This window comes from Priestia sp. FSL R5-0597, assembly GCF_038006305.1.
Lineage (GTDB): Bacteria > Bacillota > Bacilli > Bacillales > Bacillaceae_H > Priestia > Priestia zanthoxyli.
The window spans coordinates 4687138-4700000 of record NZ_JBBOUZ010000001.1 but is presented as its reverse complement, the minus strand read 5'-3'; the positions used below and the strand labels follow the sequence as shown (position 1 = coordinate 4700000).

Here is a 12863-nt window from a genome sequence, read left to right as displayed (position 1 = left end):
CTTAGAAGTGAGAATGCCGGTATGAGTAGCGAAAGACAAGTGAGAATCTTGTCCACCGAATGCCTAAGGTTTCCTGAGGAAGGCTCGTCCGCTCAGGGTTAGTCGGGACCTAAGCCGAGGCTGAAAAGCGTAGGCGATGGCCAACAGGTTGATATTCCTGTACCACCTCCCCGCCGTTTGAGTAATGGGGGGACGCAGTAGGATAGGGTAAGCGCGCTGCTGGATATGCGCGTTCAAGCAGTTAGGCTGATGAGTAGGCAAATCCGCTCATCATAAAGGCTGAGCTGTGATGACGAGGGAATTATAGTACCGAAGTTCCTGATTCCACACTGCCAAGAAAAGCCTCTAGCGAGGCGGGAGGTGCCCGTACCGCAAACCGACACAGGTAGGCGAGGAGAGAATCCTAAGGTGATCGAGAGAACTCTCGTTAAGGAACTCGGCAAAATGACCCCGTAACTTCGGGAGAAGGGGTGCTCTGGTAGGGTGTATAGCCCGAGAGAGCCGCAGTGAATAGGCCCAGGCGACTGTTTAGCAAAAACACAGGTCTCTGCGAAGCCGCAAGGCGAAGTATAGGGGCTGACGCCTGCCCGGTGCTGGAAGGTTAAGAGGAGGGGTTATCCTTTGGGAGAAGCTCTGAATCGAAGCCCCAGTAAACGGCGGCCGTAACTATAACGGTCCTAAGGTAGCGAAATTCCTTGTCGGGTAAGTTCCGACCCGCACGAAAGGCGTAACGATCTGGGCACTGTCTCAACGAGAGACTCGGTGAAATTATAGTACCTGTGAAGATGCAGGTTACCCGCGACAGGACGGAAAGACCCCGTGGAGCTTTACTGTAGCCTGATATTGAATTTTGGTACAGCTTGTACAGGATAGGTAGGAGCCTGAGAAGCCGGAGCGCTAGCTTCGGTGGAGGCGTCGGTGGGATACTACCCTGGCTGTATTGAAATTCTAACCCGCGGCCCTGATCGGGCCGGGAGACAGTGTCAGGTGGGCAGTTTGACTGGGGCGGTCGCCTCCTAAAATGTAACGGAGGCGCCCAAAGGTTCCCTCAGAATGGTTGGAAATCATTCGTAGAGTGTAAAGGCACAAGGGAGCTTGACTGCGAGACCTACAAGTCGAGCAGGGACGAAAGTCGGGCTTAGTGATCCGGTGGTTCCGCATGGAAGGGCCATCGCTCAACGGATAAAAGCTACCCCGGGGATAACAGGCTTATCTCCCCCAAGAGTCCACATCGACGGGGAGGTTTGGCACCTCGATGTCGGCTCATCGCATCCTGGGGCTGTAGTCGGTCCCAAGGGTTGGGCTGTTCGCCCATTAAAGCGGTACGCGAGCTGGGTTCAGAACGTCGTGAGACAGTTCGGTCCCTATCCGTCGTGGGCGTAGGAAATTTGAGAGGAGCTGTCCTTAGTACGAGAGGACCGGGATGGACACACCGCTGGTGTACCAGTTGTCTTGCCAAAGGCATCGCTGGGTAGCTATGTGTGGACGGGATAAGTGCTGAAAGCATCTAAGCATGAAGCCCCCCTCAAGATGAGATTTCCCATAGCGCAAGCTAGTAAGATCCCTGAAAGATGATCAGGTTGATAGGTCAGAGGTGGAAGCGTGGCGACATGTGTAGCTGACTGATACTAATCGATCGAGGACTTAACCAAACTTTAAAAGTGTAAGCTTTACTCAGCAAACTGTTATCTAGTTTTGAAAGAATAAATCTTTCGAAAAAAAGTATTGCTTTCTTTATATAATAGTGTATAATATAATATGTCTGGTGGCGATAGCGAAGAGGTCACACCCGTTCCCATACCGAACACGGAAGTTAAGCTCTTTAGCGCCAATGGTAGTTGGGACTTTGTCCCTGTGAGAGTAGGACGTTGCCAGGCTTTTATATCGGAGGATTAGCTCAGCTGGGAGAGCACCTGCCTTACAAGCAGGGGGTCGGCGGTTCGATCCCGTCATCCTCCATCATCGACTATTTAAGTCAGAGATTGCACGCCGGTGTAGCTCAATTGGTAGAGCAACTGACTTGTAATCAGTAGGTTGGGGGTTCAAGTCCTCTTGCCGGCACCATTTTTTTCGAGCCATTAGCTCAGTTGGTAGAGCATCTGACTTTTAATCAGAGGGTCGAAGGTTCGAGTCCTTCATGGCTCACCATTTAATATTCACACGCGGGTGTGGCGGAATTGGCAGACGCGCTAGACTTAGGATCTAGTGTCTTACGACGTGGGGGTTCAAGTCCCTTCACCCGCATCTTTACTTAATTTCATATATGTGCGGAAGTAGTTCAGTGGTAGAACACCACCTTGCCAAGGTGGGGGTCGCGAGTTCGAACCTCGTCTTCCGCTCCACATATATAAGTCCTGCCGGGGTGGTGGAATTGGCAGACACACAGGACTTAAAATCCTGCGGTAGGTGACTACCGTGCCGGTTCAAGTCCGGCCCTCGGCACCATTTTAATAAGCGCCCGTAGCTCAATTGGATAGAGCGTTTGACTACGGATCAAAAGGTTAGGGGTTCGACTCCTCTCGGGCGCGCCATAAACGGGAAGTAGCTCAGCTTGGTAGAGCACTTGGTTTGGGACCAAGGGGTCGCAGGTTCGAATCCTGTCTTCCCGACCATTTATGGGGCCTTAGCTCAGCTGGGAGAGCGCCTGCCTTGCACGCAGGAGGTCAGCGGTTCGATCCCGCTAGGCTCCACCAATGAAATTAAATAATTGTAACGAATAATATGGCGGTGTAGCTCAGCTGGCTAGAGCGTACGGTTCATACCCGTGAGGTCGTGGGTTCGACTCCCTCCGCCGCTACCATATAAGTTACATTTGTTATAAATATACGGAGGAATACCCAAGTCCGGCTGAAGGGATCGGTCTTGAAAACCGACAGGGGTGTTAAAGCCCGCGGGGGTTCGAATCCCTCTTCCTCCGCCATTTATTTATATCATATTCATATCATCGCGGGGTGGAGCAGTTCGGTAGCTCGTCGGGCTCATAACCCGAAGGTCGCAGGTTCAAATCCTGTCCCCGCAACCAAAGTGGTCCCGTGGTGTAGCGGTTAACATGCCTGCCTGTCACGCAGGAGATCGCGGGTTCGATTCCCGTCGGGACCGCCATTTTGTTTGGCTCGGTAGCTCAGTTGGTAGAGCAAAGGACTGAAAATCCTTGTGTCGGCGGTTCGATTCCGTCCCGAGCCACCATTTTAAGACGGCGATTGTGGCGAAGTGGTTAACGCACCGGATTGTGGTTCCGGCATTCGTGGGTTCGATTCCCATCAGTCGCCCCATCTTAAGTAACGCGGGTGTAGTTTAGTGGTAAAACCTCAGCCTTCCAAGCTGATGTCGTGAGTTCGATTCTCATCACCCGCTCCAAATAATGGGCCTATAGCTCAGCTGGTTAGAGCGCACGCCTGATAAGCGTGAGGTCGGTGGTTCGAGTCCACTTAGGCCCACCATATTCCACAGTAGCTCAGTGGTAGAGCTATCGGCTGTTAACCGATCGGTCGTAGGTTCGAGTCCTACCTGTGGAGCCATACGGAGAAGTACTCAAGTGGCTGAAGAGGCGCCCCTGCTAAGGGTGTAGGTCGTGTAAGCGGCGCGAGGGTTCAAATCCCTCCTTCTCCGCCAGTCGTTTTAAATTTAAATATGGCCCGTTGGTCAAGCGGTTAAGACACCGCCCTTTCACGGCGGTAACACGGGTTCGAATCCCGTACGGGTCATCTTAAAAAGGTTTGCATATATGCAAACCTTTTTTTATTTGCGCTTTTTTAAAGATTAAGTAAACAGGAATAATAGTTAGGAATAATTACCATGAATTTTCAGAATAAAAAGTAAGTTTTAAGCAGGATTTTCCCTATATCATATGGAATTATTCATAAAGTAATAAAGTATGAAGAGTATGGAATAAAGAGTAATTTTAAAGAACATTTATTCTATTATATTTGTAGAAAAGGTTTATGTTTTTACTATAAAAGGGAATGAGTGGTAAGAAGCGTATATTATGTGCGTATATTATGTTTGAAGTTAAAGGGGTGGCAAAAGTGAATCTAGCGGTTCAGCCTACTGAATTTGATGTTCATTTGTATCACGAAGGAAACTTATTTCGCAGTTACTCTATTTTCGGTGCGCATCAGGTAACGGTAGAAGGAATTGAAGGCGTACGATTTTGCGTGTGGGCACCTCATGCAAAGGGTGTAAGCGTTGTAGGTGATTTTAATAAATGGAACGGTTTTCAACATTCAATGGTTAAAGTTAATGAAGAAGGTATTTGGATGACATTTATCCCTGAATTAGAACAAGGGACTATTTATAAATATGAAATCATCACACAAAGCAATCAAAAAAAATTAAAAGCAGATCCATACGCTTTCTTCAGTGAAGTGCGTCCAAACACTGCGTCTATTGTTTACTCATTGGATGGGTACAAATGGAACGACCAATATTGGCGTAGAAAGAAAAAACAGCAAAATATATATGAAAGACCACTGTGTATTTACGAGCTGCATGCAGGGTCTTGGAGGACTCATGAAGATGGCAGCCTTTATACATACAGTGAATTAGCACAGGAGCTTATTCCTTATATTGCTGAACAAGGTTTTACACATATTGAGTTATTACCAGTCATTGAGCATCCGCTCGACCGATCCTGGGGATATCAAGGAACTGGATACTATTCTGCTACCAGTCGATACGGTACACCTAAAGAGTTGATGAACTTTATAGATGAGTGTCATCAAAATAATATAGGCGTTCTTTTAGACTGGGTACCCGGGCATTTTTGTAAGGATGAACATGGTCTGTATATGTTCGATGGAGAACCTACTTATGAATACAAAAAAGAACCCGACCGTGAAAACTATGTTTGGGGAACAGCTAATTTCGATTTAGGCAAGCCTGAAGTACAAAGTTTTCTCATTTCGAACGCTTTGTTTTGGTTGGAGTACTTCCACATAGATGGATTTCGAGTAGATGCTGTAGCTAATATGCTTTATTGGCAAAATTCTTCTGGAAAAGCAGTAAATGATGGAGCTGTCAGCTTCTTAAAAAAATTGAATGAAGCTGTTTTTAAATCTGATGAAACGATATTAATGATGGCAGAAGATTCAACGGATTGGCCCCTTGTTACAGCACCTACGTATGAGGGCGGTTTAGGCTTTAATTATAAGTGGAACATGGGATGGATGAATGACGTTTTAACGTACATGGAAGCTGGAGTGGAAAGACGTCCCTATCTTCACGATAAAATGACCTTTTCACTAATGTATGCGTTTAACGAAAACTTTATTTTGCCGCTTTCTCATGATGAAGTCGTACATGGGAAAAAATCATTGCTTAATAAGATGCCAGGTGATTACTGGCGCAAGTTTGCACAGCTTCGACTGCTATATGGATATTTCTTTGCACACCCTGGAAAAAAGCTTTTATTTATGGGCGGAGAGTTTGGCCAATTTGATGAGTGGAAAGATTTAGAAGAGTTAGACTGGATGCTTTATGACTTTGACATGCATCGCAATCTTAACGGATATATGAAGGATCTCATCAAGATTTATAAAAGAAGCAAGCCTTTATATGAATTAGACCATAATCCAGATGGATTTGAATGGATTGATGTTAACAATCATCATCAACAAATTTTCTCCTTTATTCGCAAGTCGAAAGAAAATCAGGAGATTTTTATAGTTGTTAGCAATTTTTCTGAGCATCCATATCATTCTTACAAAGTTGGAGTTCCAGTTGAGACAGAGTACATTGAAGTTATTAACAGTGATGACGAAGTGTACGGCGGTTCAGGCATTGTAAATAAAAAGGCATTAAAATCAGTGGATGAATCGTTTCACGGTCAACCTTTTTGCATTGAAATGAATATTCCGCCGTTTGGCATTAGTATACTACGAGCAAAGAGAAAACGAGGGGAGAGAAAACAACATGTTAAAAAAGAAATGCGTAGCGATGTTATTGGCAGGAGGAAAAGGTAGTCGGCTAAGTTCGCTTACAAAAAATCTAGCAAAGCCAGCTGTACCATTTGGTGGTAAGTATCGAATTATTGATTTTGCTTTAAGTAATTGTACAAATTCAGGTATTGAAACAGTGGGTGTATTAACACAATATCAACCGCTAGTTCTCAATTCATACATTGGAATTGGAAGCGCTTGGGATTTGGACCGACGGAATGGTGGCGTCACAGTATTGCCTCCATACGCGGAGTCAGATGGAGTAAAGTGGTATAAAGGCACGGCTAGCGCTATTTATGAAAATTTAAACTATTTGACACAATATGATCCTGAGTACGTACTGATTCTATCAGGTGATCACATTTATAAAATGAACTATGAAAATATGCTTGATTATCATATAAACAAAGAAGCAGATGTAACGATTTCTGTTATTGAAGTACCTTGGGAAGAAGCGAGCCGTTTTGGTATTTTAAATACAAATAGTGACCTAGATGTAATGGAGTTCGATGAAAAGCCACAGCGTCCTAAAAATAATCTAGCTTCTATGGGGATTTATATTTTTAAATGGAGTATTTTAAAAGAATATTTAGAAATGGATGCACGCAATCCATACTCAAGCCATGATTTTGGTAAAGATGTTATTCCGCTTTTACTAGATGAAAAGAAAAAGCTAATTGCATATCCATTCCAAGGTTATTGGAAAGATGTAGGAACTGTAAAAAGCTTATGGGAAGCGAATATGGATTTGTTATGTGATAAAGACGAGCTTAATTTATTTGACTCTTCATGGAAAGTATACTCTGTTAACCCTAATCAGCCTCCTCAATATATTGCGCCAAACGCCTGCGTGGTGGAGTCATTAGTAAATGAAGGGTGCGTTGTCGAAGGAAACGTAGAGCAGTCCGTGTTATTTCCAGGTGTACAAATCGGTTCAGGTTCTGAAGTTAAGAAAACGGTTGTCATGCCTACTGCAAAGATAGGCTCTAACGTATATATTGAAAACGCAATTGTTCCATCGGACATTGAAGTTCCAGACGGTACTATCATTCGACCGACCAAAGGAAGCGAAGAAGTAATTCTTGTTACTCAAGAATTGATTGAATCAGTTGCTAAATGCATTTAACGAACAGAGAGGATGAACGACATTGAATAATCAAATGCTTGGTATTATTGATGCTTGTACAAACACAACAGCGCTGCAGCCTTTAACCTTTTATAGATCGATTGCTGCCATTCCTTTTGCAGGGCGCTATCGATTAATCGATTTTACGCTTTCTAATATGGTGAACTCTGGAATTTCGAGCGTTGCCATTTTTCCTCGTGATCGCTATCGCGCATTGATGGATCATATAGGTTCAGGAAAAGAATGGGATTTGGATCGGAAGCGAGATGGATTGTTTATCTTCCCTCCTATGACAAGTGATTTACACTTAGAGAGTCCATCACTATTCACGCAGTTCCGTTATCATATTGATTATTTCTTAAGAAGTAAGCAGGAATACGTATTAATTGCTAATAGTTATACGATATGTACAGTTGACTTTGAGCACGTGCTGCAGCGTCATATTGCTTCAAATGCAGATATTACTGAAATGAAGCAGGGTGATAAATCGCTTAATATGTATATTATTAATAAATCTATTCTAGTTAATATTTTGCAAAATGAATCGCATGATTTTTATACGATTAAAGAAATGGTTCGATATATGGCACAATCTCATCGTGTAGAAAAGTACGAACACCACGGATATACGGCTGAGATTTCTAGCTTAGATGCCTACTATAAAACAAGTATGGAAATTTTATCTCCAGATGTTTGGAAGCAGTTATTTATCAACGAACGTCCTGTTTTCACTAAAGTAAAAGATGAACCGCCTACTCGTTACGCAAAAAAAGCGGTTGTGAAAAACTCAATGATCGCAAACGGGTGCGTGATTGAAGGACATGTGGAAAATAGTATTATCTTCCGAGGCGTTAAAATTGGAAAAGGTACGGTCGTTAAGAATAGCATTGTGATGCAAAAAGGCGTTATTTTAGAAAATAGTGTATTAGAAAATGTTGTTTTAGACAAAGATGTGAAAATAGGAAGTAATGAAACGTTGCTAGGTGAGTCAGGTCTACCTAGAGTCATTGCTAAAGGAACAACTCAAGGAGCGTTGATGAAGTCGTGAATGTATTATTTGCTGTATCAGAATGTGTACCTTTTATTAAAACAGGAGGATTAGCAGACGTAGCAGGTGCCCTGCCTAAAGAATTAAAAAAGTTAGGAACGAACGTATGTGTAGTCATGCCAAAGTACGGAACCATTCCTCAACATTATCAAGATGAAATGGTGCTTGAAAAAGTTATTCATGTGCAGGTTGGGTGGAGAAGACAGTACTGTGGGATTGAATCGTTAACAATGGATGGCGTTAAATATATTTTCATTGATAATGAATATTATTTTAAAAGAGATAGCTTATATGGGCACTACGATGACGCTGAACGATTTGCTTTCTTCAGCAGAGCTGTGCTTGAAGCTATCCCATTTTTAGAGAATGAGCCTGATATCATTCATTGTCACGACTGGCATACGGCTATGATTCCATTTTTACTTCGTGCTAATTATGATATGTATGATCATATCCAGACGGTCTTTACGATTCATAACTTGCAATTCCAAGGAATTTTCCCTAAAAGCAATTTATATGAGCTATTAAATTTAAATGATTATTATTTTACTACAAGCCAGCTCGAGTTTTATGGGAATATTAATTTTATGAAAGCGGCTCTTGTATCAGCTGATAAAATTACCACGGTAAGTCCTACATATCGAGATGAAATTCAAATGCCCTATTACGGAGAAAGTTTAGATGGATTATTGCGTCAGCGAAATCAAGATTTAATTGGGATTGTAAATGGAATCGATGAAGAAGCTTATAGCCCAGACGCAGATCAGCTTATATCTTATCCTTATTCTGTAGAAGAGATTGAAGGAAAATATAAAAATAAAAAAGAGCTCCAGCGCTATCTTGAATTAGAGGAAAATAAGGATGTTCCAATTATTTCGATGGTTACAAGGTTAACCCAGCAGAAGGGATTGGATTTAGTCAAGCACGTTTTCCATGAGACGGTTAACTTAGGAGCCCAAATTGTTATTTTAGGAACTGGCGAACACGAGTTTGAGCAGTTTTTCCGTGAGATGGAAGATACGTACCCGCAACAAGTAAAAGCCATTATTGGTTTTAATGAGGAACTTGCTCATAAAGTTTATGCCGGTACGGATTTATTTTTAATGCCTTCCCGTTTTGAGCCTTGCGGACTCGGACAATTAATAGCCTTAAAGTATGGAACCATTCCAGTCGTGCGTGAAACGGGCGGCCTGAATGACACGGTTAAAGCTTATAATGAATATAGCGGAGAGGGAAATGGCTTCTCTTTTAAGAATTATAATGCTCATGACATGCTTCATACGTTAGAAAGAGCTGTTTCATTTTATCACCAGAAAGATGTATGGAAAAAATTAATGATGGATGCTATGAGTCAGGATTATAGCTGGGGGCAATCGGCATTTAAATATAATCAATTGTATTCAAATTTGACATCTACTCCATCGTGAAAGGGTGAGCAGATTGTTCTCTGATAAAAAAAGCTTTCAAGAGGCTTTTTTAAAAAAGCTGGAAATGACATATGGAAAGAGCTTTAAAGAATCTACTGTTCAAGATCACTATCATACATTAGGAAATATGGTGCGAGAGTATATTAGCAGCGATTGGATTTCAACCAATGAAATTCATAGGTCTTCACATACAAAGCAAGTGTATTATCTTTCTATCGAATTTTTATTAGGCAGACTGTTGGGTCAAAATCTGTTGAACTTAGGAATTCGGGAAGTTGTAAAAGAAGGATTAAGTGATCTGAATATTTCACTTGAAAATATTGAGGAAATCGAAGTAGACGCAGGATTAGGAAACGGGGGATTAGGCAGGCTTGCTGCTTGTTTTTTAGATTCTCTTGCTTCACTTAATCTTCCTGGTCACGGTTATGGGATTCGCTATAAACACGGTTTGTTTGATCAAAAGATTGTAAACGGCTTTCAAATTGAGCTCCCAGAACAATGGTTAAGGCATGGGAATTCATGGGAAGTACGCAAATTAGATCAAGCAATCGAAGTGAACTTTTGGGGCGAAGTTGAAATGGTACAGGAAGACGGAACATTCTCTTTTCGTCATGTAAAAGGAGAACCCGTCTCTGCTGTTCCTTATGACATCCCGGTTATCGGGTATAAAACAGATACAGTGAATACACTTCGCCTTTGGAATGCGGAGCCTTCATCATTTCCAGTACATAAAGATGTGATGGAGTATAAGCGTCAAACAGAGGCTGTATCAGAATTTTTATATCCGGATGATACACATGAAGATGGTAAAATATTAAGGTTGAAACAGCAATATTTTCTTGTGTCAGCTAGCTTACAAAGTATTATCAGAGCACATCGAAATACCTATCAAACACTTACAAACTTTCACGAAAAAGTAGCCATTCATATTAACGATACGCATCCTGTACTTGCGATTCCTGAGCTAATGAGAATTTTACTGGATGAAGAAAAAATGGAATGGGAAGATGCATGGCATATTACGTCCAATACCATTTCATACACAAACCATACGACTCTTTCTGAAGCCCTTGAGAAATGGCCGATTGATTTATTTCAACCCTTGCTTCCACGAGTGTATATGATTATTGAAGAAATTAATGAGCGCTTTTGTAAAGAATTATGGGAAGCATATCCAGGAGACTGGCAGCGGATTGAAAATATGGCTATTTTAGCGCACGGGCTAGTAAAGATGGCTCATTTAGCAATTGTGGGAAGTTATAAAGTAAACGGCGTGGCAAAGATTCATACTGATATTTTAAAAGAACGAGAAATGAAAGATTTTTATCAGTTTTATCCTGCTAAATTTAACAATAAAACGAATGGAATTACCCACCGGCGCTGGTTGTTAAAAGCTAACCCGCAGCTTTCCTCTCTTATTACCGAGGTGATAGGAGATAAATGGATTAAACAGCCGCATTCTCTTATAAAGCTCCAAGAGTATGTGGAAGATCCAAGCTTTTTACAAGGACTAAAAACAGTAAAACAACAGCGTAAAAAGCTGCTTGCCGATATTATTCAAGAGCAAACGGGAATTAAAATAGATTCACATTCTATTTTTGATGTACAGGTTAAAAGGCTTCATGCTTATAAAAGACAGCTTTTAAATGTACTGCACATTATGTATTTGTACAATCGATTAAAAGAAGACCCTAATTTTCAAATCGTGCCTCGTACATTTATTTTTGGTGCGAAAGCTTCTCCCGGCTATTATTATGCAAAAAAAGTCATCAAGCTAATTAATTCTGTAGCTGATGTTGTCAATCATGATCCACAAACATCACCGTTTTTAAAAGTCGTTTTTTTAGAAAACTATCGAGTGTCACTTGCTGAGTATATCTTTCCTGCAGCGGATGTCAGCGAACAGATTTCAACCGCCAGCAAAGAAGCTTCGGGAACGGGAAATATGAAATTCATGATGAACGGAGCGTTAACTCTTGGTACGATGGACGGAGCGAACGTCGAAATTAGCGAGGCAGTAGGAAAAGATAATGTCTTTATTTTTGGGTTAAAAGCCGAAGAAGTATTGAGCTATCAGCAAAATGGAGGATACCGTGCCTATGATTATTACCATCATGATAAGCGGATTCGACAAGTGCTCGAGCAGCTCACAAACGGCTTCTTACCTGACACATATGACTTATTCGAGCCTATATATGATTCATTATTAATGCAAAATGATGAATACTACGTACTCCGTGACTTTGACTCATACGTTACGGCACAGCAAAAAGTAAACGAAGCTTATGGAAATGAAAATAAATGGCTTCAAATGAGTGCGACGAACATTGCACATTCCGGCTTTTTTTCTAGTGACCGAACGATTGAGGAATATGCATCTGATATTTGGGGAATTCATTCCACTAAAAATTTATTAAATCAATAAATAAAAAAGGTGTAGTCAACGACTACACCTTTTTTATTTTATCTGTTGTCACCGTTTAAGAAATCACCTAAAGAACCAAGGATACTGCCTTCACCTTTACCTCCCGTTGGTGAAACTGCACTTGATAAAACGCGATCGGCTAGTCGACTAAAAGGAAGAGATTGAATCCAAACTGTTCCCGGTCCTGACAGAGTAGCAAAAAACATGCCTTCTCCTCCAAACAGAGCTGTTTTAATTTTCCCTACATATTCGATGTTGTAATTTACATCACGGGTCATGGCCACTAAACAGCCAGTATCCACACGAAGGCGTTCACCCGGCTGCAGCTGTCTCTTATGAATGGTGCCGCCTGCATGCAAAAATGCGAGACCATTGCCTTCTAATTTTTGCATAATAAAACCTTCACCGCCAAAGAAGCCAGTTCCTAGTTTTTTTTGAAAGTCAATACCAACGGATACGCCTTTGGCAGCGCATAAAAAGGAGCTTTTTTGACAAATAATTTTATGATCGAGCTGCTCTAAATCGACAGGAATAATCTTACCTGGAAAAGGTGAAGCGAAAGATACTTTTCGCTTGTGATATCCGTTATTTGTATATACCGTCATAAATAAACTTTCACCAGTTAATACGCGTTTCCCAGCACCTTTTAGTTTATTAAAAAGTCCGCTGCTGTTGGAGGAAGAACCGTCACCAAAAATGGTTTCCATCTCAATATCATCTTCCATCATCATCATTCCTCCAGCTTCTGCTATCACACTTTCTGAAGGATCTAATTCAATTTCAACAAACTGCATGTCATCTCCATACAATTTATAATCAATTTCATGTGCATTCATTATGTTCACCTCATTATTAATTCTAATCTCCTATTCATTCGATGTCATCTCCCATAGCTCCTACT

General features: G+C 41.6%; 6 protein-coding genes, 20 tRNA genes and 2 rRNA genes (1 of these 28 running past the window's edge). 27 read left to right on the top strand and 1 reads right to left on the bottom strand.

Features of this window, described 5'->3' with window-relative positions; translation table 11 throughout:
• The 27 genes from MKX72_RS24825 to MKX72_RS24695 all read left to right on the top strand — a co-directional run.
• A 23S ribosomal RNA gene (locus MKX72_RS24825) occupies positions 1–1652 on the top strand (it extends 1284 nt beyond the left edge of the window).
• 109 nt (positions 1653–1761) lie between these two features.
• A 5S ribosomal RNA gene (rrf, locus tag MKX72_RS24820) occupies positions 1762–1877 on the top strand.
• Between the two features lie 9 nt (positions 1878–1886).
• Positions 1887–1959, top strand: a tRNA-Val gene (locus MKX72_RS24815).
• A gap of 29 nt (positions 1960–1988) precedes the next feature.
• Positions 1989–2064 (top strand) — tRNA-Thr (locus MKX72_RS24810).
• Between the two features lie 8 nt (positions 2065–2072).
• Positions 2073–2148 (top strand) — tRNA-Lys (locus MKX72_RS24805).
• A gap of 14 nt (positions 2149–2162) precedes the next feature.
• A tRNA-Leu gene (locus tag MKX72_RS24800) sits at positions 2163–2244 on the top strand.
• A 23-nt stretch (positions 2245–2267) separates the two neighbouring features.
• Positions 2268–2342: transfer RNA gene (locus tag MKX72_RS24795), tRNA-Gly, on the top strand.
• Positions 2343–2356: 14 nt separating this feature from the next.
• A tRNA-Leu gene (locus MKX72_RS24790) sits at positions 2357–2445 on the top strand.
• Between the two features lie 9 nt (positions 2446–2454).
• Positions 2455–2531, top strand: a tRNA-Arg gene (locus tag MKX72_RS24785).
• A gap of 4 nt (positions 2532–2535) precedes the next feature.
• A tRNA-Pro gene (locus MKX72_RS24780) sits at positions 2536–2612 on the top strand.
• A 5-nt stretch (positions 2613–2617) separates the two neighbouring features.
• Positions 2618–2693, top strand: a tRNA-Ala gene (locus MKX72_RS24775).
• Between the two features lie 30 nt (positions 2694–2723).
• Positions 2724–2800, top strand: a tRNA-Met gene (locus tag MKX72_RS24770).
• A 27-nt stretch (positions 2801–2827) separates the two neighbouring features.
• Positions 2828–2920 (top strand) — tRNA-Ser (locus tag MKX72_RS24765).
• 25 nt (positions 2921–2945) lie between these two features.
• Positions 2946–3022, top strand: a tRNA-Met gene (locus MKX72_RS24760).
• Positions 3023–3026: 4 nt separating this feature from the next.
• Positions 3027–3102, top strand: a tRNA-Asp gene (locus MKX72_RS24755).
• 8 nt (positions 3103–3110) lie between these two features.
• Positions 3111–3186: transfer RNA gene (locus tag MKX72_RS24750), tRNA-Phe, on the top strand.
• Positions 3187–3196: 10 nt separating this feature from the next.
• Positions 3197–3272, top strand: a tRNA-His gene (locus tag MKX72_RS24745).
• Between the two features lie 11 nt (positions 3273–3283).
• A tRNA-Gly gene (locus tag MKX72_RS24740) sits at positions 3284–3357 on the top strand.
• Positions 3358–3363: 6 nt separating this feature from the next.
• Positions 3364–3440 (top strand) — tRNA-Ile (locus MKX72_RS24735).
• Between the two features lie 3 nt (positions 3441–3443).
• A tRNA-Asn gene (locus tag MKX72_RS24730) sits at positions 3444–3518 on the top strand.
• Positions 3519–3521: 3 nt separating this feature from the next.
• Positions 3522–3612: transfer RNA gene (locus MKX72_RS24725), tRNA-Ser, on the top strand.
• A 20-nt stretch (positions 3613–3632) separates the two neighbouring features.
• Positions 3633–3704: transfer RNA gene (locus MKX72_RS24720), tRNA-Glu, on the top strand.
• A 294-nt stretch (positions 3705–3998) separates the two neighbouring features.
• Complete coding sequence (gene glgB, locus MKX72_RS24715; protein WP_033579577.1) at positions 3999–5960, top strand: 1,4-alpha-glucan branching protein GlgB; 1962 nt, start codon at positions 3999–4001, stop codon at positions 5958–5960.
• The gene (locus tag MKX72_RS24710; RefSeq protein WP_016765788.1) at positions 5911–7062 is read left to right on the top strand and encodes a glucose-1-phosphate adenylyltransferase; all 1152 of its coding nucleotides are present in this window, start codon (positions 5911–5913) and stop codon (positions 7060–7062) included. Before glgB ends, MKX72_RS24710 begins: the two co-directional genes overlap by 50 nt.
• A 22-nt stretch (positions 7063–7084) precedes the next feature.
• Positions 7085–8110, top strand: a complete 1026-nt coding sequence (locus MKX72_RS24705; RefSeq protein ID WP_025750736.1) for a glucose-1-phosphate adenylyltransferase family protein — start codon at positions 7085–7087, stop codon at positions 8108–8110.
• Positions 8107–9537, top strand: a complete 1431-nt coding sequence (glgA, locus tag MKX72_RS24700) for a glycogen synthase GlgA (protein WP_033579578.1) — start codon at positions 8107–8109, stop codon at positions 9535–9537. Before MKX72_RS24705 ends, glgA begins: the two co-directional genes overlap by 4 nt.
• Positions 9538–9550: 13 nt before the next feature.
• Positions 9551–11962, top strand: a complete 2412-nt coding sequence (locus tag MKX72_RS24695) for a glycogen/starch/alpha-glucan phosphorylase (RefSeq protein ID WP_028411871.1) — start codon at positions 9551–9553, stop codon at positions 11960–11962.
• 38 nt (positions 11963–12000) lie between these two features.
• Here the strand turns inward: MKX72_RS24695 and MKX72_RS24690 are convergent, their stop codons facing one another.
• Positions 12001–12798, bottom strand: coding sequence for a TIGR00266 family protein (locus MKX72_RS24690; RefSeq protein WP_013059569.1), 798 nt, complete (start codon positions 12796–12798; stop codon positions 12001–12003).
• Positions 12799–12863: the final 65 nt, after the last annotated feature.